Source organism: Pseudomonas sp. GW821-FHT11G12 (assembly GCF_058808055.1).
Genome location: NZ_JBXARH010000001.1, coordinates 603,089 through 622,778 on the forward strand (window position 1 = coordinate 603,089; position 19,690 = coordinate 622,778).

The following is a 19,690-nucleotide window of genomic DNA, read 5'->3' on the forward strand; positions in this document are numbered from 1 at the left end:
TTCCTTTGGTCAAGAGAGTGCGGGCAATGCTTTTTCTTCGGCGGGAAAACTCCGGGCGGTTGGGTTGAGGATCAGCTGTGCCGCTTTTTCGGCAATCATCAGCGTAGGCGAACAGGTGTTGCCCGAGGTAATGCGCGGCATGATCGACGCATCGGCAATCCGCAGACCGGGCACACCGTGCACGCGCAATTGCGCATCGACCACCGCGTTCGCGTCATTGCCCATGCGACAGGTGCCGACCGGGTGGAAAATCGTCGTACCGATCTTCGCCGCCGCTTCGTGCAGTTGTTCTTCGGTTTGCAGGTTGGCGCCAGGCAGGTATTCCACCGGGTTGAAGGCTTGCAGGGCCGGGGCGCTGACGATGCGCCGGGTCAGGCGAATCGCATCGGCGGCCACGCGCAGGTCTTCGGGATGGCTCAGGTAATTGGGCTGGATCAGCGGCGCTTCCTGAGGATCGGCGGAACGGATCTCGATCCGGCCACGGCTCTGTGGCCGTAAATCACACACCGACGCGGTGAACGCGGGGAAGCTGTGCAACGGCTCGCCAAAACGCTCCAGCGACAGCGGCTGCACGTGGTATTCGAGATTGGCCGAGGTCTGTTCCGGCCCCGAGCGGGCAAACGCGCCCAACTGACTCGGCGCCATCGACAACGGCCCGCTGCGGTCATACAGATAGCGCAGGCCCATGCCCATCTTGCCCCACACACTGCCGGCGATCTGGTTGAGGGTGCGGGCATTTTCCAGTTTGTAGATCAGCCGCAGTTGCAGGTGATCCTGCAGATTACCGCCGACGCCCGGCAGTTCATGCACCACGCCGATCCCGAGCTTTTCCAGCAGCGGACGCGGCCCGATCCCGGAGCGTTGCAGAATGCTCGGCGAGCCCACGGAACCTGCGCACAACACGATCTCCTTGCGCGCCTTGAAGCGCTTTTCCTGACCTTGCCAACGTGCGCTGACCCTTGAGGCGCGACCATCCTCGAACAACACCCGATCCACCTCGACGTCGGTCAACACCGTGAGATTGGCCCGATCGCGAATCGGCTTCAGAAACGCCTTCGCCGCATTCCAGCGCACCCCGGCCTTCTGGTTTACCTGAAAGTAGCCGCAACCCTCGTTGTCGCCCTGATTGAAGTCATCGATGCTGGCGATGCCGCTCTGTTCGGCAGCGCTGCGAAACGCATCGAGAATCGGCCATGACAAGCGCTGGCGTTCGACTCGCCATTCACCTTGGTCACCATGAAAGTCCGCCGCGCCGGCAAAGTGGTTTTCGCTCTGTTTGAACAGCGGCAGCACGTCATTCCAGGACCAGCCCGGATTGCCCTCGGCGGCCCAGCCGTCGTAGTCGTTGGCCTGGCCGCGCATGTAGATCATGCCGTTGATTGACGAGCAGCCGCCCAGCACTTTGCCACGCGGATAACTCAGTGCGCGGCCGTTGAGGCCCGGTTGTTCTTCGGTCTTGAAGCACCAGTCGGTGCGCGGGTTGCCGATGCAGAACAGGTAACCCACGGGGATGTGAATCCACGGATAGTTGTCGCGCCCGCCTGCCTCCAGCAACAGCACCCGCTGCTGTGGGTCCGCCGACAGCCGATTGGCCAGCAAACACCCGGCCGGCCCGGCGCCGACCACGATGTAATCGAATTCATCGAGGGAAGTCTGCATTCCCTGACCTCGCTTATTGTTTTTGTTGTCAGTCATCCTAGTTGTTAGCTTTCGTCAAAAGAATGTTAGTTTTTGCGCAGCCGCTGTGCGTTTTCAAACAGCGCTTTCTGACGATAGCTGACAAGGACAAGCCATGTTCGACTGGAACGACCTGCGGTTCTTTCTCGAGTTGCAACGCAGCGGCCGCTTGCTCACGGCCGCCCGCCGCTTGAACACCACGCACGCCACCGTCGCCCGGCATATCGAGGCCATCGAAAAAAGCCTCGGCACCGCGCTGTTCGTCCAGCACGCCCAAGGCTACGAAATGACTCCGGCGGGGGAGGCGCTGCTCAAACATGCCGAAGCCATGGAGAACGTCGCGCTGCTGGCGCAGGAGGAAATCACTCAGTCCACCGCACCGCTGGGCAAGATCCGCGTCGGTGTCACCGAAGGCTTGGGCATCATGTTTCTCGCCAGTCGCATGATCGGGTTGTTCGAGCGATATCCGGGGCTGGAAGTGGAATTGGTGGCGGTGCCGCGCTTCGTCAGCATCCTCAACCGCGAGGCGGAAATCAGCATTCACCTGGAACGGCCGGCGGCGGACATGCTGGTCACCCGCAAACTCACCGATTACCGGCTCGCCCTCTATGCCAGCCGCGCTTACCTCGACAATGCGCCGCCGCTGCGTACCCGCGAGGATCTTGGCCGGCATGCGTGGATCGGTTACGTAGATGATCTGCTGTTCAGTCAGGAGCTGATGTTCCTCAACAGCTTCTGCCGCAATCCACGGGTGGTGTTTCACAGCACCAGCGTGATCGCCCAGCAGCAGGCGGCACGTTCGGGGCTGGGGATTGCGGTGCTGCCTTGTTATATGGCCGCGGCCGATCCGGATCTGGTGGCGCTGTTGCCGGATGAGAGCATCGAGCGCAGTTACTGGATCAGTACGCGGCGCGAGTTGCACAAGTCAGTGCGGTTGCGGGTGGTCTGGGATTATGTCGTGGGGTTGTGTGAGGCGGAGCAGGGGTTGTTGCTCAACCCCTGAGATCGAGAAACGATTCGTCAGAACGTGCCAATGCTTTTGGGTGTAGGGCTCCACGCGGTGGTCACCTGGTTATTGGCGCCGGTCTGCCACTGTTTCACGTCCGATGGATTCGTCTCACTGCGGATGATGCATTTCCATTCCACGGAGGTCTTTTCAGTTAAAAGGGTGAACTTGGTCTGACCGGTCCATGTCGGGTAGGCAGAGGGGGTCAGTTTCACTGCCTTGGTCACATCCCAATTGCCGATTTCCGGTAGGTTGCCGACGACGTAGACGCTGTAGCCCGGCGTTGTCACACCGTTGTTGCACTGAAAGTCCACAGGAAGAAAATAGGTAAACGTAACGGCGCTTTGTGCGTGACTGATCAAACTCAGCATCGCCAACAAGAGAATGCCCTGTGGCACATAATGACGAATCCGGAACATGTTGAACGCCTCGATTTACTGTCGTTGAGGCCAGCGTAAACCTGGCCAGACGGCAAGTAACCTGACAGAACTGACAGTCCTTTAGAGCACTTGGCGATAGTGTCACCAGGTTCTCGTCAATTCTTCTGCAATGCGCTGCCTTTGGGGCAAGATCGCCCCGCCGTTCCATGCAACTTAAATCCCCCGCAAAAGGTCATTTCAATTGCGGAGGTTGAGTCATCTCGCAGAACCTCGACAACGAAGACGTTACCCGTGGCCAATCACCTCGATCGCCGCAATAACCTGTCCCTCGACAGCCTGAATTTCTTCCTCGCCGACGTGCGTGACGGGCTCGGTCCTTATCTCGCGATTTATCTGTTGGCGGTTCACCACTGGGAGCCAGCGAGCATTGGTCTGGTCATGACGATTGCCGGAATCGCTGCGCTCATCACCCAAACCCCGGCAGGTGCGCTGGTCGACAGCACACGCTTCAAACGAGCGCTGATCGCGATTGCCGCGCTGGTGGTGACCGGAAGCTGTCTGCTGCTGCCGTTCGTGACGTCATTCAGTCTGGTGGCGCTGACGCAAGCCATCAGTGCCGTTGCCGCTTCAATCTTCGCCCCCGCCATCTGCGCGATCACCCTCGGCATTACTGGACCTCGCGCCTTCACGCGAAGAATCGGGCGCAACGAAACCTTCAACCACGCCGGCAACGCCTGCGCCGCGCTGCTGGCCGGTTTGTCTGCGTACCTGTTCGGCCCGGTTGCCGTATTTTATCTGATGGCGGTCATGGCGCTGGCCAGCGTGATTGCCGTCTCGTTCGTATCGGCCGATGCCATTGATCACGATCTCGCCCGAGGCCTTTCACCCAGCGAAACGGGGCAGGGCAAGCAGCCTTCGGGGCTTTCCGTGTTGCTCACCAACAGACCGCTGCTGATGTTCGCGATTTGCTGTGCGCTGTTTCATCTGGCGAACGCGGCGATGTTGCCGCTGGTGAGTCAGAAACTGGCGCAAGCCAATCTGCAGATGGCCACGCCGCTCACCTCGGCCTGCATCGTGGCGGCGCAAATGGTGATGGTGCCGGTCGCGTTGCTGGTGGGCGCAAAGGCTGATCTGTGGGGGCGCAAGCCGTTGCTGTTGGCGGGGTTCCTGATCCTGCCCTTGCGTGGCGTGTTGTATGTGCTGTCCAACGATCCATGGTGGCTGGTGTCGGTGCAATTGCTCGATGGCATCGGCGCCGGGATTTTCGGCGCGCTGTTTCCGGTGGTGGTGAAAGACCTGACGCAGGGAACAGGGCATTTCAATGTCGGCCTCGGGGCGATTTCGACGGTGTTCGGTCTGGGCGCGGCGTTGAGCAACAGCCTGGCGGGGGTTGTGGTTCAGGAGGCGGGGTACAGCGCAGCGTTCCTGACGTTGGCAGGGGTGGCGATGGCAGCGCTGGTGCTGTTTTGGGTGGCAGTGCCGGAGACGGTACCGCGGTCTGGTGTTGAGTTAATCGGGCACCCGGGTGCTGTCGTGCCTTGATCTTTGATCCGGGTTCAATTTCTCAAAAAAACGGCCGATGGAGTTCGCATACTTTCAACGGACAGACTCCATGAACAAGGCTGTTGCTTTATTGGCTCTGGTGACCCTCGTCGCAGGTTGTAAAACCACCTCGCCAACACCCCAGGAACAGAGCTTGGCCGGCATGCGATGCCGGATATTCGCCACGACAAAAGACATCTCCAGAGACTGGGTCGAATACATCCGCGAGGCCAGCGACGACGGCAATCTTCAATGCCGGATCGCACTCGGCGTTCTGTATGAGTTTGGCCGTGGGCTGCCGCAAGACATGGGCAAGGCCAAAGCCCTTTATGAGTCCGTTGCTGCCGACGATGCCGCTGGTTACGAGCAGCTCGCGCGCATGGCGGAAGAGGGCAGCGGTCAAGTGGCAGACGCTAGTGAAGCGCGACGGTTGTATCAGCGAGTGCAACCTGGCAGTGCGTACAGTGATGCCCGGCTGGCGCGCTTGATGGAAGAGGGCAGAGGTGGCCCACAGGATCTGTCCGGTGCAATGACGCACTACCTGAGTGCCAGCCGATATGTCGGCGACACCTCATGGGAAGGCGTTCAGCGAGTTCGTGCTCAAGGTATGGCCATGACGGCCGAGCAGGTCGAGCGCTACAACACAATCTGGTATGAGAGTACCGGCAACAGCCTCTCCGGAACGGTGGGCGACATGGAGTTTGCCCTTAAGAAACAGATCAAACCTGGTTCCGCCAGTAAACCCGTCACGCTGGAAATCAAAGGTAAACCCGGTTCGCTGGTGCCCGAAATCATATTGGTCGAGAGTTCGGGAAACACCGCTGTCGATCAAGCCGTGCTCGAGGCCTTTGGCAATTACCGCTTCCCCGCCGAGCCGATAATGAAGGCTGGACAAGAGTCCTGGTCATCAAAACTTTCCGTCAGGGCAGGTTTGAACTGAGACAAACGGGTGCACTTGCCGGGCCAGCGTTTGGCGTCCAATCTATCGCTCGACGACAAGGAGCGTTATCCGACACTCCGTCGTGATCTCAGGGAGCTTGCAGCATGAGCGAAGACGCAAAAGTGAAAGGCCCGGCATCCTACTTTCCTTCAATCGAAAAGAAGTACGGCCAGCCCATCGATCACTGGCTGAAGCTTCTCGCCAGTATCACCGACAAAAAACACATGGAACTGGTCACCTGGCTCAAAACCGAGCACGGCATGGGCCACGGGCATGCGAACGCGCTGGTCGCCCATCATCTGGCAAGCGGCAAAAAGTGAGGGCAGGGCAGCCATGAACTTGAACCACAGGCCGGTGAAGGCTGACGACGTCAAAACCATTTGCGGTTTTCCGCAAGGCGTTCAGGAGCTGTATTTCATGTTCCCGAAGGCGGAATTTCCGTTGACGGAAGCGCAGATGAACGCCGCGATCAGTCAGCGCTTCGACTCTACGGTTTTCGAGGTGGATGACGTGGTGGTCGGGTTCGCCAACTTCTATCGCGCCGAGCGCCAGGGTATTTGCTGCATCGGCAATGTGATCGTGGCACCGAGTGCCCGGGGCAAAGGCGTGGCCCGGTTTATCGTCGAGACCATGACTGAACTGGCCTTCGAGCGCTGGGAGGCCAAAGAGGTGCAGTTGTCCTGTTTCAACGAAAACACGGCGGGATTGCTGCTGTATCCGACGCTCGGGTTTGTGCCGTTTGATATCGAGGAACGCGCTTCGCCGGGAGGTGGGCGGACGGCGTTGATTCATATGAGGCGCAGCAGAAGTGCGGCTTGATCCACTATCGGTTTGACCGTCAGGGTTGTGCTAACTACGCTGCTTTTCATGGAAGTGTCATCTCGCACGACAAGGAGTGTCGGTTATGCGCGCAGCCGTTCGTTCGCCTTTTATCCTGAGTCTGTTTTTGCCCCTGGCATTCAGCGCCGTGGCTGCCCAGCCACCCCTGGATCCGCTGGAAACCCTGAACCGCATCAACCGCAACTACAACACCCTCAAGGATGCATGCCAGGAGCCCGACACCGGCGCCGCTCGCGGGCATTACTACTGCAGTGGCGTGACGTTGCGCATGGTCAACGACGGGCCGTTCAACCCTTGGGACTACAGCCCTTACGCGATCAAGATCGGTGCGACGTCCTACTCGTGGATTCGCAAGGATCTGAGCACGCGCATCCTCATTCACCCGGCGGGTTTCATCCTGCGCAATCCCACCGATGCAGCTGCGCTGCAACTGCCGGTCAAGGAGCAAGGCTTCACCTGCATCTACGCGTTCGATGGCGGCACCGGGCCCGAGCGCAAGTGGTATGGCTGTGGCTTCTTCGACAGCCGCGAACCGCCGCGCGCCGCACAGGGAACCATGAACAACAAGAACGCTGCGCTGGCTTATGGCACCTGCGCGGAGGCCGGAGTGAACACTGCCGAGCAGTGGACCAACAAATACACCGGGCTGATGAAAGGGCCGATCCAGTACGGCCAGTGTTCCTGGAACGCGGAAAAACCCAGCGACTGGAATGCGATGATCCGCGTCCACGAATCGCGGGTGAACACCACCAACAAAGACCCGTTCGCCTTCAGCGCACAGGTCAACGAATTCATGTTGAAGAATGCCTCGGCTACCAACGATGGCAGCGAAAACATGAAGTACATCGACGCCTTCATCTACAACGTCAACAGCACCCAGAACTTCGCCACTCGCGGCGATCAGGCGCCACCCAAACCGGAAGACGGCCTGAACAGTGCGCGCAATTTCCAGAAGAAACTTCAGGCCCAGGGTTACAGCGTGCCGATCCTGCGGCTGGATTTCACCAAGCCGCCGGAGCAGCGCTTCAGCTATGTCGCGGCGGATCAGGCGATTGATCTGACAACGGCCGGCAACGGTCAGCCTGCACCTGTTACCTCTCGCTATATTGCCTCGGCCAATTGGGTCGAGCGCCACGACCCCGGCACTGGCAAGAACGAATGGACGCTCAACGTCACGCCCACCGCTCAGGGCAAGGCGATTCAGGCCAGCGACCAGGAGGCGTTGTACAAGGAGTTGTTCGCGCTGCGCGGTGCCGACAGCCAATGGCGCGACAACGAAAAATCCCCCGGCAGCATGCGTCAGCAACTCAGTTGTCTGGTGCAGAACTACCCGGGCAAGACCGAGTGGAATCTGGAGCCGTTCCGCCCCGTCGTCACCCCTCAGGAAGCCGCCAAGGCCGGTTGCAACCCGCTGCCGGTCAAGGCACCGCAGTACATCGCTTCCGCCGACTGGGTCAAACGCTACGACCCGGGCACCCGTCAGGACGAATGGACCTTGAGCGTCGTGCCGACAGCCGCCGGGCGCGCCTTGCCCAATGAGCAGATCGATGCCCTGTACCAGCAGTTGTTCGCCCTCAGAGGTGCCGATGGCAACTGGCGCGACAACGAGAAATCCGTCGGCAGCATGCGTCAGCAATTGAATTGCGTTCTGGTGAATTACCGCGCCAAGACACCGTGGAATCTTGAACCCTTCCGGCCTGCGCTTTCGGACGCCGAGACCCGGGCGGCGGGGTGCAATCCGGTTACGCGCTAAGCCCCGCCGGGTACCGGACGTCATTGAACAGGGAAGACGAGAAGAACAATCAGGGAGAAACACGTCATGAAAGAACGCTGGAGCAGGATCGTCCCACTACTTGCGGTTCCGTTGTTTCTGCACGCGACGTCGGCCAATGCCGAGTCCTGCGAAGACACGCTGAAGCGCGTTGAAAGCTTGTACAACAACACCACCGCCAGTTGCGGCAAAGACCCGGCGTCGGACTGTTCGGGTTTGCTGATTCGCGGCACTCACCGTGCCGATCCGGCAAAAGGGCAGAAGTGGGATGTCTGGAACCCAAGCCCCAAAGCGGTCGAGCTGGGCACGTTTGCCGCGTCCTACATGCGGGCCGATGGCATCAGCTACGAAGACCCCGGCATGAGCACCCAGAACGGCTACATCATCACCCCGGTCGACATGGTGCGTGACCCGGAAAATCCGGTGCACGTTTACTGCGCATTCCCCAACGATGCCTGGACCGATTTTCGCGACGACCGTGGCTGCGGCAACAACAAGAACACCAGTCAGACCGAGGCAGTCTGCCAGTCCATGGCCCCGCCAATCACCAACGTCAACGCCTGGGTCTCGCACTTCACCAAGTTCAACAACGACCGCAAGCAGGACCAGTTGCAATGCGGCTTCAACATGCGCAACCCGATGAGCAGCCAGGATCGGGTCAACGCGTTCCAGAACTTCATGGGCGCCCGACGCGTCATCAACACCCGTGAATTCCAGACCCAGACAGAACTGCGCCTGGGCAACCCGAAGACTGATGAGTTGCCGATCCTGGCCTTTTTCTACAGCGATTCACGGGGTCTGAACGACGCCCTGGCCAACCAGCGCGACTACAAAGCCAAAACCGGCAAGGACCGCAACATCGTCAAGATAGACTTCCCAAAAACGCCGACCAGCAAGGCCACGTTCTCGTGCATCCAGACCGCGGCGCCACCGGCCCAACAGTTCTGCGACAAGTACATCGAATCCAGCACCTGGGCCCAACGCGACGACCCGAAACTCGGGCCGAAGACCTGGTCACTGCAAGTCGTGCCGACCGCTTGCGGACGCGCGATCAAGGATGACCAGACCGACCGGATGTTTGCCGAGCTGTACAACAAACACAAAGACGACGAGCAATGGCGGATGTACAGCGTCAATGGCGGGTCATTGCGCCGGCAACTGGTCTGTCATCTGGCCGCATCGTTCGATGGCAAGCCTGTGAGGAACAAGCCTGAGTGGAATCTTGAGCCTGCGCGGCCCTATGTGGATCAGGCGACGGCGGTGGCTCAGCGGTGTAATCCTTACTGAGGTTGTTGAGTGGTGGAGCCCTGTCTGCCGATGCCTTGGGTATCGGCAGGCAGGATTGTGAGCAGCTGTCCCTTGCTCATCAGATCAGAGGGCACTCAGCAGCGCTTCTCTTCAGGCATCACTATATTCGACTCGATCTTTTTCCCCATGCTGATGCGCGGTTCGGTCGAGTACCCCAGAGATTCGTAAAAGTTTTTGACGCCTTCATTTGTGCTGACGATTTGCAGGTTGATTTTCATGCAGCCACGCACGGTCAAGGCGACCTCGGCGTGGTGCACAAGTCTCGCTCCCAGGCCATTTCTACGATGTGCCGGGTGCACCGCAACCGAGTAGAGCCAGCCACGATGACCGTCGTATCCCGCGAGAACGGTACCGATAACGTCATGTCCTGCCAACGCTACAAAAAAGAGACCGTCCTCAACAGCCAGTTTCTTGTCGATAGCAAGGCCGGGAGTGTTATGCGCGGTTTCGTAACCGAAAACGGTTTCCCAGAGTTCCACGACACCGCGGCGATGGTGCTCATCTGAGTATTCGGCAATAGCATCCATGGTGTAGCCCTCGAAATGAAGGGACTGACGCTAGCGTCTTGGGGTAGGGAATGTCTACTTTCTCTTTTTGGCCGTCAGGGGACGCTCGCTGAGTATTCATCGTTGATGTCCCCGACTGATATTGATGCCAACACGAAGCTGATCAGTACCGGTCGACAGTTTTCGTCGACCACGGCTAAGATCGGCGTCCATTTTTTCAAGGACGATCACCCGCGATGTACCGTACGATCAACGTTCATGTCGATGAGGCCAGTTGGCCTGGTGCCGGCAAGATTCCAGATTTTCCGTCTGCGTTCACTGCCGGCGCCAGCAGTTTCAATCTGAACATCAACTCGATGTTATTGACGATCGGCTACCTGACAACACCGACTTCTGTCACTGGCGTTTCACTCGCAGAATTCTGGGCGTGGGTAAGGTATCTGGCAGCGATCACCCCCCATGATGCAGACCTGCGTTTGACAAGAAGCTATGCAGATCTTGATGCGCACCAGAAAACCATCCTGAGCGATGACTTCGGAATGGGAGTGCCGATGGTCTGGCTTATGAGGCATTTGCCATTGGCAGAGATTGTTGATGGTCGTTATTTTTTGCAGCGCTATGGTGCGAGTCATGGCGCACACCAACATCGCACCGCAAAGCGAGGGCCGAACAAGACACCTGATTTTGTGGCACGAGACCGCGATGGCAACTGGCACATCATGGAATGCAAGGGTACTCAATCGGGCGAGGCTTTCAGGGATCGTCAAATCAATTCGGGCATATCCCAGAAACTCTCGATCATATTCCCGCCCGGGCACACAGGCCAACGGTTGGTCTCAGGTCTCAGCATCGGAATTGAAGATGGCAATCCGAGTCACCTGATGATCATTGATCCAGTCCCAGACGATCCTGTAACAATTGCCGAAAGTGAAATGGAGTTTGCCAAGGATGCCGCAACCCGTGGCGTAATGGCCAAATTGCTTCGGTCGACAGGCTTCGAGGTTGCCGCAGAGGCGCTAGCGGCACCGTTCGGCAAACCACAGGCCATGCCTCCCTCGAAAGGAAAAGCAGATAAGAAACGCGTCGAGTACCTGATGGATCGAGACCGGCGCGCACGAGAAGAGCTGCTGGAAAGTACCTCAAGGCATCACCTTTTCGATGATCGCTATCGAGGTCGAGAGGTTGCTTTTCAATTGCCGAGACCCATCTATATTCAAGGCGCTGCGATTTCAAAAGTTACCGTAAGACAAGGTATCAATCTGGATGCACTCGATCTGCTCCGAGAGCAACCTACCATCGAGACATTGGTCGACCCATCCCGTAATCATTGGATCGATATGATGGGAACAAACATTATTGACGATGACGACAAAACCGCGACGCTGCAAATCGGGGACATTTTCCGCTCCGAGTTGATTCTTGAATGATGGCTTGATGGCTAGTCCCAATTCATTCCAGATTGTTCTGCTGCACGGTGCCGTAAAGATTCATCTTGCGATACGGCGTGGAGCGCAAAATACCAGCGGATTTTCCAGCGCCGACGGTGCAACGGCTACAGCAGGCAGGCGGAGAAAATAAATCAGTCCCCATTTTTAGTCCCATTTTTAGTCCCATTTTTAGGGGGAGCCGCTCTGATCGTCCATCACCCTTATGGACGATCAGAGCATCACGCGGATCAGAGATTCGGGGTGTAAGAGAAACCTTGCGAAGCTTCGCTATCGGAGAACGGCGTAACCGGAGTTTTCTTGTTGAACAGGCCATTGATGACCGAGCCAGGGAACATTTCGATGGAGTTGTTGAACAGCTCGACGTTCCGGTTGTAAATGGTGATGGCCGCGCCGACATTCTCTTGCTGTTCGGCAATTTCACGCATCATGTTGTTCGCCGCTTCCGATGCTTTCAGATCAGGGTAAGCCTCAAACGCGATGTGCAAGCCACCCATCAGCGCCTTCGTGGCGGTTTCAACGGTCGCGAGGGCGTTGCCGTCAGCTCCGGCAGGAAGGCTTTTGACCGCGCTGCGAAGGCCGGCTATTTTTTCGAGGAGGCTGGCCTCAAAGACCATGAAGTCTGCGAGCACCTTTTGCAGTTGATCGAGAATCTTCGTCTTCTGGCGTTCGTAAACGAGGACGTCCGCCCAGGCACGTTGTACTCGATTGTGCCCCCCGATAATGCCGTTGTAGATGACGAAGCCCGTCACGATTATGACTGCAGCGATAATGGCGGAGAGGGCGAGTGGGATGTCCATGTCTTACTTCTCTTGGCGGTTTTTTGGGAGAGAGGAGGTAAAGTTGTCGTCGTGCAGCTCACTGAGTGCATGGCTCCATTGGAGCGCAGACATCAGGCGTGGCAGATCGACACCAGCAGAAATTTCTGCGTAAAACTCGTTGGGTGAAGACAGCGAATATTGAGTACCGAACGCGAGCAGGTCGCTATCCGCGAAGCTCAGGCAGAGCTTTCCACTGTCGGCGAACTCCAGGTTCGGACGATGGAGAATGTTGAACAGCTTCAGCAAGTGGAGCACCGTCGAAGGCTTGATGAATTTCGCACAGAGCATCTCGCTGCCACCCGTCAAACGGAACGCTTTATTAAAATCCGGAGAAGCGGTGTCCATGCGGCACGGATAGTCGTTCTCTGACTGATCATCAGATCTGACCGATACCCCGGTGACCCATGGAAAGTCGATGACCAGACTGTACCTGTCGTAATGGTCATAAATCACTCGAGTCTCCGTTTTTGTTTTTCCCTGGTCGTCGGTAACAGTGGTTTTCTCCGTTCGTTTGTTGATGTAGTGCAGCCGGTGGTACTCGTAAGGGAGGTTGCGGAGCGTGCCGGTAAATACACCCTGCATCGAATCGATCAACTCGCGGCTGTAGTTGCCCCGCCAGTAATCACTAAACTGCGCATCCAGCTTTTTGAGGGTCAAGCTCGAGTCTTCTTGCAGGTGAGTCAATCCGTTGTGGAAGTAGGATGACAGTCGAGCAATTTTGCTACTGAGTGCAGGCAAGCGATCAGATTTGGATTTCATCCATAGCAGACTCCAAATGGCAGACACGATGCCAAGCAAGCCAGAGCCCATGCCGAACAAGACGGGATCAATTTGCAGCCGGTAAAAAAAAGAAGCGACGTTACGGGAATCCAGATACCCATAAAGGGCCACAGTGCTCGCAATCAATAACATGCCAGTGCCAAAAAACCACCATGCGCGTGTGTAATTGAACTTGAGCGGGCCATTGTACGAGACGAACTCCTGGATCACTTCCAATAGGTCGTCCTTGGATTCAGCCCTGTCCAGACGGGCTTCGCTCACGGCCAGCAACTTATTTAATCTCGCGTTCTGCGATGTGTTGGGCATGTAGACATCCATCAACGAGAGCAAAGTGTAGGACTCACAAAAGATTTGATTCTATTCATAATCTCTCAGGAATTTTGATAAGGAGTGGACGTTACCATTGTCATGCAATGACGGCTTCTGGCTGTGGATTCAACCGGCAGACGTCTCACTGCCGTACTCAAATATGCAGCCAGGCCAGCGAGCCCAGCATGACACCCAAACCCGCCGCGCCAAACGAGACGCGTCTGAGCCATTCCTTGCGCGTCAGCAGGGTGATGGCCGCTAGTGAAATGGCGATTTGAATCGCTGTCATGGCCTGGGCCCAGCGGTGATGCTGATGTAGCACCTGCTCAGACTTCTCGTCCCACTCTCTTGCCTGTTGCTCGAGAGTTTCCGCCTTTTTGCGGGCGTCTTCTTTCTGCTCCGCGTAGCGCCGAGCCTCGGCAACATAATGAGCGGAATCCAGCCCAGGAAGATGGCTGGCCAGCTCCGACAGGTTCTGCCGACTGGACTTGGCCTGGTAGTAGTTCCACTCGTTGGCTGCTTCGGTCTTCTGGATGGCCGCGTTGTTTTTGTCCATGGCGGCCTCACTCTCCGTCGAGCCGGCTTGATAGCTCATCAGGGCGCCGACCGTCGCCATGATCGCCGTCATGACCGCAATCTTGCTGGCAAAACTATCGCCTTTTGCATGGGCATGATGGGTGGTGTGTTCAACGTGTTGCTCGTGAGGACTGGGGACTTCGAACTCTTCAGGCATGACGGTCGGACTTGGATTGATGAAGGAATTTGCGCGGATTATGCAGGGTGGCTGGCTTTTTAGACACAGGGGGCTGGCGGTGTTTGGGTGAAAGCGGACGGCCTGATTTACGTATTCCCGTCGGACTGCGAAACAGTCTCTTTTGTCAGAAATTAAACACGAAACACGTGGCCTGTTTATGAAATGCCTCTCGTCACATCCCGATGCCCACAACGCCTTGCGCCACTCCCTACACCTAAGACAGAATCCGCCGGCTTGTGCGTCTGGGGCTCCCTCCGTAACTTGATTCCCGTCACTGCCCATCAGTGATCGGGTCTGCAAGCCCGCCGGAAAAACCAGTCGCACAGCCCTGCCAAAAGGACGCTCGTTTGTGTCCGCTCAATGGCGGCTTTGTGCGGGAGACCCTCGGGTCTGCCGGGTGCCTGGTTTCCCGGTCTTGCAGACCCGCACTTGGCTGCCACCCATCATCTGCAAGTGATGCTGGTAGCTCCTAATCAAAATCAGGAGTTTCACCATGATCAAACCAACACCGAATCCGCCAGAAACCGATCCAGTCTCACCCTACAAATTCCCCGACTCCCGAACCCTCAACGAAGCCGCCGAACGCGCCCTCGACCATTACCTGACCCCGCAACAACGCATCATGGGCAGCCACACCACACACGACCCCATGTTCCTGGCCAACCCCGCCTACAACAGCGAATCCCTGCTGGCCAACGCCAGCGAATCCCTCGATTCCGCCAGCGAAATGCTCAGCAACTTCGCCGCCATCCTTGAGCCTGCGCATCGCAAGACTGCTCTGGGCATCGCACAGGTGGTCATGGTAGCGGGGCTGGCCGTGAATCAGGCGCTGGATAAAGTAGAGCTGAAAGCGTAGAGGCTGCCCTTAAGTAAAAAGGGAGCAGATTCATTACCTGAATCTGCTCCCTTTTTTTGTTCGATGAGCTCAACCGTTGGCGTCTGCTCTCTTTTCCGCCGTCACGATGCAAGCCTTGTAGAAATTGGAATGGAAATCGCTGATCGCTTTCTGCTGCAAGCTCTCGCTTGAGTACTGAGGAATCGCGTACGCCTCGCGAATCAGCGTCTTGAATAACTCACCCACATACTCGCTCTGCTTGCCTGCCGCTTCGGCGAGTTCCCACACCGAAGCCATGGGCACGCCTTGCTGCCTGCTTTTCATGACCTGTTTGGCCGAGTTTTCCATTCGTTGGCACTCTTCGAGCTCTTCCTGCGGAACGGAGGAGGCAAGAGCGGAAAGGCTGATGGTGAAGATTATCGCGGCTGCAGCAAGAGATCGTTTGTGCACGAGGTGTCGTCCGTGATTTTGAAGCTGAACCTTATCATTCGGGGCTCGACGCCACCATTGCAGGCAAGGGGGAGGGAGCAGAAGTTAAAAAAATCGGAGCTTTGCCTGGCTCTAACGTGCATTTTTGGGCCTGGTCAAGCGGGCCCGTTACTTTCTCCACCTGGGCATTTAGTAGTTGGAGTTGCTGCAGCTTATCAGTGGCAGTAGAACAGCACTCGCGATGGGGTGTTTGTCGAGTAACTGCATCGAGGTGGCTTTGAAGTCATGGTCAACGTGTGTTTTCAGATGAAAGGGGGGCTGGTGAGTTTTCAGAAAATAAATCAGTCCCCATTTTCTTGCCAACTCGTACAGTTCATTGAAAGTGGTTTCAGGGCTGACAGTTCGTCGCATGAGGGCATGCAGACTATGCTCTGCTTCATACCCTCGAGCGAATTCATCACCGAGTGGCATCAACCGACAAACACCGTCCTCGACATAGAATGACCGTGCGCAATCGCCCCAATCACTCCCTGATCGGGGACTGAGATCGATGGTCACAAGATTATCCAGACCCACCATTTCGTTGCTCGGCTGATAGTCTCGACCTGACACAGAAATCAAACTGCGCGACCCGAGTAGTACGAATGCCGGACAATCGTAATACCAGGTATCGGGATACCCTGACTGCCTCAGCAAATCAGCTGCAATTCTCGCGATTGAAGATTCAGTCGAGCCTGGCTTGATATGGTCTACGAGCTGCGCCAGGACGGATTTGGCTGCTGTCTGGACAAGTAGATTGCATGGTGCGGGCATGAGTTAAGCCTCTATCGTAGCCCTTGGTTGATGGAGCAGGCGTTTTAGCAAAATTGAACGACTGCTTCTGGCCGAAAGAGGACTGCTCGATGTATGTGCTGCGCCGGTTTTTTACCTGATGGCCAAACTGTTTTTGGCGCTTATGAAGTGAGGATATTAACGGCAGTACTCGCCAAGCGCTCCCCATTAACCATCACATGCACCGCATGCTCCCCCGCATAATGCTTGCGCGTAGTGAAATCCTTAATCACTTGCCTGCGGGTCACAACCTCACTCCCAAACCCCGCCAACACCAACGTCTTCAACTTGAAAACCTTGGCTGAGGTCCCGCCATTCGCCTTCACATAGTCAATCGCATAATCAATCACCAACCGCTGTTCCACCGGCACCAACGACCGGACGGTAAACGACAACGTAATCGTTTCCCCAAGCCGCACAACCGCCGGTTCAACCTTCACATCCAGCAACTCAACCTCAGCCTTGGCCCCTGCACCAATAACGGTGAGTGCCCGTAAATCCCCCTGTTTGATCAAACTCCGCAACGCATGCTTCGCAATCCACGCGGTGTGCTTGTTCTCCAGTGACCACCCCTCAATCGTATCCAGCACCCACTCCGGATGTTCCTTGGTCACGTCATTCAAGTGATTCGCCACGGATTTGCGAACGTACAAACTCTCATCCGCCTTCAACCGATCAAGAATTCCGGCGGCCAATTGAGGATTTGCCTGCACCGGTTCCAGGCGAAACGACCATGGCAGGCGAGGGCGGCTGCCTTCGCTGGCGAGGCGGCGGACGTGGTGATTTTCGTCTCTTGCCCAGTCGTGCATCAGTTCCAGCGAGCGTTCCAGGTCGCTGCGCAGGAAGTGGCGGATGGCGAATTCGGAGGAGCCGAAGGTGGTGAAGTACTTCAGGGCCTCCATCGAGGTGTCGAACGCGTGCGCGCCGTAGCTTGCGACGTAGTGCGGCAGGCTCATGCTGACGAAGCCGCTGTTCAGGCGCGGGGCGAGTTCACGTAGTACGGCGAGGGAATCTTCGTAGTCCAGTGGCAGCACGGCGTGCAGGCATTCGCTGACGCGGGCCATGCGTTGCATGACCGAGAGGTCGGCGAGCCCGTCGTTGGCGTGCTTCAGAAACGCCTTGGCCTTGAACGCCGGGTACACGGCGCTCATTTCTGTGGCGATGTGTTGCAGGCGTTCGGCGTTGAAGATTTCTTTCAGGGCCGGGGCGGCGGTTTCGGTTGTGCTCATGATCAGGTCATCGGAGTGCTGATGAACGCTTGGAGGCCTTCGGCGTACGCGGTGTATTGGGCGATGCGCGGGAAGCGTTGGGCGTCGATCTGGTCGGGGACGACGAGACCGGTGAAGCTCCAGGCGACGGCGAGGGTGATGCCGTCCTGTTGGATGTTGCCATCGGTGGGCAGTGGGTGTTTTCCGAGTTCGTGTTCCAGTGCTGTGAAAGCGGCGGCGAGTTGGCCTTCGACGCGTTCGACCCACGGCTGGTATTGAATGTCGGCCGGGCGCAGGTTGCGTTCGTAGTAGAGCTGCACGGCTTTTTCGCAGGCGGCGAGGCCTAGACCGATCAGGCGCAGGGCTTTTACCCGTTGGGTGAGGTCTTCGGGCAGCAGGGTTTTGCCGGACAGGGCTTCGAGGTAATCGAGGATCAGCGTCGAGTCGATCAGCACTTCACCGTCGTCGAGGACCAGGGTCGGCGCCTTGACCACCGGGTTGATCTGCTGGAAACGCTCGAAATGGCGGAACACCGACACCGGGTCGTGTTCTAGTTCGATCCCCAGGCACTTGGCGGAAATCGCCACGCGGCGCACGTAGGGTGAGTCGAGCATTCCGATCAGTTTCATGTGCAGCTCCCTGGGATAGACAACATGTTGTATCGATGGATGACGAATTTAGCGGCAAAGCCTGTGGACTGACTACTTGCCTGTATCTCATTTTTGCATGAGGTGAGCGACACAGAATTCAAACAGAGGTGCTGCGTCGGGAAATATCGATCTTGCGCGTGGTTTTGGCGCAGGAATAGTGCAAAGTGCCAGCATCGACCATGGATGGAAAGTTCGAACGAGTTCAGGTCTTCTGATTCCGCACTCGTCTCTCTGGCTTCTCTCTAATCCATGTTCCCGAAATCGTTGAGGTGCAGACCCGTGCGCAAGCGATGCGCCGGGTCAGGCTTTTTGAAACTGCAGGAGTGGTATCGCATGAAGCGTTCCAGACATTGGATTGTTTGCCTGGTAGGGGTGGCATTGACCGGTTGTGGCAGTTCGAAGCCCGCGCCAGGTGTAGTGGCGCAAAACTGGACGGCGAACACTGAGCAGTTAGGGATTCGCGCGATTTATCCGCCTCGCTCTCAGTTTGAGGTGGGCGATGTCTTCATTGCCCGCGCCGTCGCCAAAGGACAGAAGTTTGATCCAGCCGATTATGTGTTGGGGTCGGTACGTATCGATCACATTGATCTGAGCGAGGAGTTATACCGGTCGGCGCCGACGATCATGTTCCAATCCTCCGACAATGAAGAAAGTGGCTCGGGCACTGACAAGGTCAAGACCGCCAAAGTGTTGCCATTGAAGATTCGTGACAGGGTGATCAACAGCCAGGTGGCGTTTCCCGGTTTTACCTTTGCCTCATTGGCTGAAAACGAGGTGGGCGCTAACGCCACCGGTAGTGCTTTTGCGGCATTGTTCGGCGGCGGGCGCCGCTCGCAATACAGCGTGTCTTACTCGGTTCCAGCGGCGGAGACCTACGGCGTCACTTATCTGGAGGCCAGGCGCAAGTTCGATGTGGAGGCACCGAAACGCTACAGCGATGCCGATCGCAAGATGATGCGAGAGGCCGCCGAGTCGTTACAGGCCGGCAACAAAAGCACCGACGATCTGCCCGCGGCTCTGGTGCTCGTGACCGATGTTTATCTTGCGAGATCCATTGATGTGACCGTTTCCTCGGGGGAGGGGAAGGGCGCAACGTTTTCCGCCTTGACCCTGGCCATGTCCGACCTGAGTGATCGGAAAAAGAGTCTGGAAGCGCAACTGACCCAACTTCGAGCAAGCGCTGGGAAAAAGGCCGATCAGCCGAAAACGGAAGGTAATACCGCCGCGGTGAGCGCGCCCGAACAAGCCGAAGTCGATAAAGTGGAAGCCCAGCTGGCGCAGGTGAACACGCAGTTGCGTCAGCAGGTTACTCAAGTTGCACCGGACTTGCCCGGAGTGACTGGCGCCGTGGTCAAATCCTCCGCGATGGGCGTGACTTTTCGTCAGTCGTTTGCCCAGCCGGTAGCGATTGGATACCGCGGAATCAACTACAGCATTGAGTCGTTGGGTGCCCTTAAGAGCCCCGCCCTCATGCTGAGATCGGTGGAAATCGTTCCGACTTCAGCGGTCGTTGACACTCGGAAGAAGGGCAAGCAGCAATCGTCTGAACAGTCTTCGCAGTCGCTCTCGACGACTCAAGATCAACGTTGATTTTCAACCATTCGCGAAGCCTGTCGCCAAGTACAAGACCAATCGACAGGCTCAGTTTTCGAATCCCG

At 57.2% G+C, this 19,690-nt stretch carries 20 protein-coding genes; 10 read left to right on the forward strand and 10 right to left on the reverse strand.

Translation table 11 applies throughout. The features are described from left to right. Window positions 1–9 precede the first annotated feature (9 nt). On the reverse strand, window positions 10–1,659 hold the full coding sequence (locus AC1RR7_RS02750) for a GMC family oxidoreductase (RefSeq protein ID WP_102622058.1): 1,650 nt from the start codon (window positions 1,657–1,659) through the stop codon (window positions 10–12). 133 nt (window positions 1,660–1,792) lie between these two features. On the opposite strand from AC1RR7_RS02750, the gene AC1RR7_RS02755 reads away from it, so the two are divergent. Then, the gene (locus AC1RR7_RS02755) at window positions 1,793–2,680 is read left to right on the forward strand and encodes a LysR family transcriptional regulator (protein ID WP_102622057.1); all 888 of its coding nucleotides are present in this window, start codon (window positions 1,793–1,795) and stop codon (window positions 2,678–2,680) included. A 17-nt stretch (window positions 2,681–2,697) separates the two neighbouring features. Here AC1RR7_RS02755 and AC1RR7_RS02760 read toward each other — a convergent pair whose 3' ends face one another. Next, window positions 2,698–3,102, reverse strand: a complete 405-nt coding sequence (locus AC1RR7_RS02760; RefSeq protein ID WP_102622056.1) for a carbohydrate-binding module family 20 domain-containing protein — start codon at window positions 3,100–3,102, stop codon at window positions 2,698–2,700. A gap of 252 nt (window positions 3,103–3,354) precedes the next feature. Between AC1RR7_RS02760 and AC1RR7_RS02765 the strand changes: the two genes are divergently transcribed. From AC1RR7_RS02765 to AC1RR7_RS02790, 6 genes are all read left to right on the forward strand, one after another. Further along, on the forward strand, window positions 3,355–4,605 hold the full coding sequence (locus tag AC1RR7_RS02765; protein WP_493156002.1) for an MFS transporter: 1,251 nt from the start codon (window positions 3,355–3,357) through the stop codon (window positions 4,603–4,605). Window positions 4,606–4,675: 70 nt separating this feature from the next. Next, a complete protein-coding gene (locus tag AC1RR7_RS02770) occupies window positions 4,676–5,545 on the forward strand; it encodes an SEL1-like repeat protein (protein ID WP_273536601.1) in 870 nt (289 codons plus the stop codon). 104 nt (window positions 5,546–5,649) lie between these two features. Next, the gene (locus AC1RR7_RS02775) at window positions 5,650–5,865 is read left to right on the forward strand and encodes a DUF4287 domain-containing protein (RefSeq protein WP_102622053.1); all 216 of its coding nucleotides are present in this window, start codon (window positions 5,650–5,652) and stop codon (window positions 5,863–5,865) included. A 13-nt stretch (window positions 5,866–5,878) separates the two neighbouring features. After that, on the forward strand, window positions 5,879–6,364 hold the full coding sequence (locus AC1RR7_RS02780; protein WP_493065045.1) for a GNAT family N-acetyltransferase: 486 nt from the start codon (window positions 5,879–5,881) through the stop codon (window positions 6,362–6,364). A gap of 85 nt (window positions 6,365–6,449) precedes the next feature. Further along, entirely contained in the window at window positions 6,450–8,138 is a 1,689-nt protein-coding gene (locus AC1RR7_RS02785) for a DUF2599 domain-containing protein (RefSeq protein WP_273536605.1), read from the forward strand. A gap of 66 nt (window positions 8,139–8,204) precedes the next feature. Beyond that, window positions 8,205–9,443, forward strand: coding sequence for a DUF2599 domain-containing protein (locus AC1RR7_RS02790; RefSeq protein WP_273536606.1), 1,239 nt, complete (start codon window positions 8,205–8,207; stop codon window positions 9,441–9,443). Window positions 9,444–9,538: 95 nt separating this feature from the next. Here AC1RR7_RS02790 and AC1RR7_RS02795 read toward each other — a convergent pair whose 3' ends face one another. Continuing rightward, on the reverse strand, window positions 9,539–9,991 hold the full coding sequence (locus AC1RR7_RS02795; protein ID WP_102622050.1) for a GNAT family acetyltransferase: 453 nt from the start codon (window positions 9,989–9,991) through the stop codon (window positions 9,539–9,541). A 335-nt stretch (window positions 9,992–10,326) separates the two neighbouring features. On the opposite strand from AC1RR7_RS02795, the gene AC1RR7_RS02800 reads away from it, so the two are divergent. After that, window positions 10,327–11,397 carry a hypothetical protein gene (locus AC1RR7_RS02800; protein ID WP_102622093.1) on the forward strand — a complete coding sequence of 357 codons (1,071 nt, stop codon included), beginning with the start codon at window positions 10,327–10,329 and terminating at the stop codon, window positions 11,395–11,397. A 248-nt stretch (window positions 11,398–11,645) separates the two neighbouring features. Here the strand turns inward: AC1RR7_RS02800 and AC1RR7_RS02805 are convergent, their stop codons facing one another. The 3 genes from AC1RR7_RS02805 to AC1RR7_RS02815 form a co-directional block, all read right to left on the reverse strand. Then, a complete protein-coding gene (locus AC1RR7_RS02805; RefSeq protein WP_493156005.1) occupies window positions 11,646–12,215 on the reverse strand; it encodes a LemA family protein in 570 nt (189 codons plus the stop codon). Between the two features lie 3 nt (window positions 12,216–12,218). Beyond that, window positions 12,219–13,322 carry a hypothetical protein gene (locus tag AC1RR7_RS02810; protein WP_493156007.1) on the reverse strand — a complete coding sequence of 368 codons (1,104 nt, stop codon included), beginning with the start codon at window positions 13,320–13,322 and terminating at the stop codon, window positions 12,219–12,221. A gap of 157 nt (window positions 13,323–13,479) precedes the next feature. After that, a complete protein-coding gene (locus AC1RR7_RS02815; protein ID WP_493156009.1) occupies window positions 13,480–14,058 on the reverse strand; it encodes a DUF4337 domain-containing protein in 579 nt (192 codons plus the stop codon). Window positions 14,059–14,572: 514 nt separating this feature from the next. On the opposite strand from AC1RR7_RS02815, the gene AC1RR7_RS02820 reads away from it, so the two are divergent. After that, the gene (locus AC1RR7_RS02820) at window positions 14,573–14,935 is read left to right on the forward strand and encodes a DUF6124 family protein (protein WP_248740862.1); all 363 of its coding nucleotides are present in this window, start codon (window positions 14,573–14,575) and stop codon (window positions 14,933–14,935) included. 69 nt (window positions 14,936–15,004) lie between these two features. Here AC1RR7_RS02820 and AC1RR7_RS02825 read toward each other — a convergent pair whose 3' ends face one another. The 4 genes from AC1RR7_RS02825 to AC1RR7_RS02840 all read right to left on the reverse strand — a co-directional run bounded on the left by AC1RR7_RS02825 (window position 15,005) and on the right by AC1RR7_RS02840 (window position 18,011). Then, window positions 15,005–15,364, reverse strand: coding sequence for a hypothetical protein (locus AC1RR7_RS02825; RefSeq protein WP_493156011.1), 360 nt, complete (start codon window positions 15,362–15,364; stop codon window positions 15,005–15,007). A gap of 168 nt (window positions 15,365–15,532) precedes the next feature. Next, complete coding sequence (locus AC1RR7_RS02830) at window positions 15,533–16,156, reverse strand: M24 family metallopeptidase (RefSeq protein ID WP_493156013.1); 624 nt, start codon at window positions 16,154–16,156, stop codon at window positions 15,533–15,535. A 140-nt stretch (window positions 16,157–16,296) separates the two neighbouring features. Beyond that, the gene (locus tag AC1RR7_RS02835; protein ID WP_493156015.1) at window positions 16,297–17,403 is read right to left on the reverse strand and encodes a DNA alkylation repair protein; all 1,107 of its coding nucleotides are present in this window, start codon (window positions 17,401–17,403) and stop codon (window positions 16,297–16,299) included. 2 nt (window positions 17,404–17,405) lie between these two features. Beyond that, a complete protein-coding gene (locus tag AC1RR7_RS02840) occupies window positions 17,406–18,011 on the reverse strand; it encodes a glutathione S-transferase (protein ID WP_493065039.1) in 606 nt (201 codons plus the stop codon). Window positions 18,012–18,365: 354 nt separating this feature from the next. Here AC1RR7_RS02840 and AC1RR7_RS02845 point away from each other — a divergent pair, with 354 nt between their 5' ends. After that, window positions 18,366–19,622 carry a hypothetical protein gene (locus AC1RR7_RS02845; RefSeq protein ID WP_493156017.1) on the forward strand — a complete coding sequence of 419 codons (1,257 nt, stop codon included), beginning with the start codon at window positions 18,366–18,368 and terminating at the stop codon, window positions 19,620–19,622. Window positions 19,623–19,690: the final 68 nt, after the last annotated feature.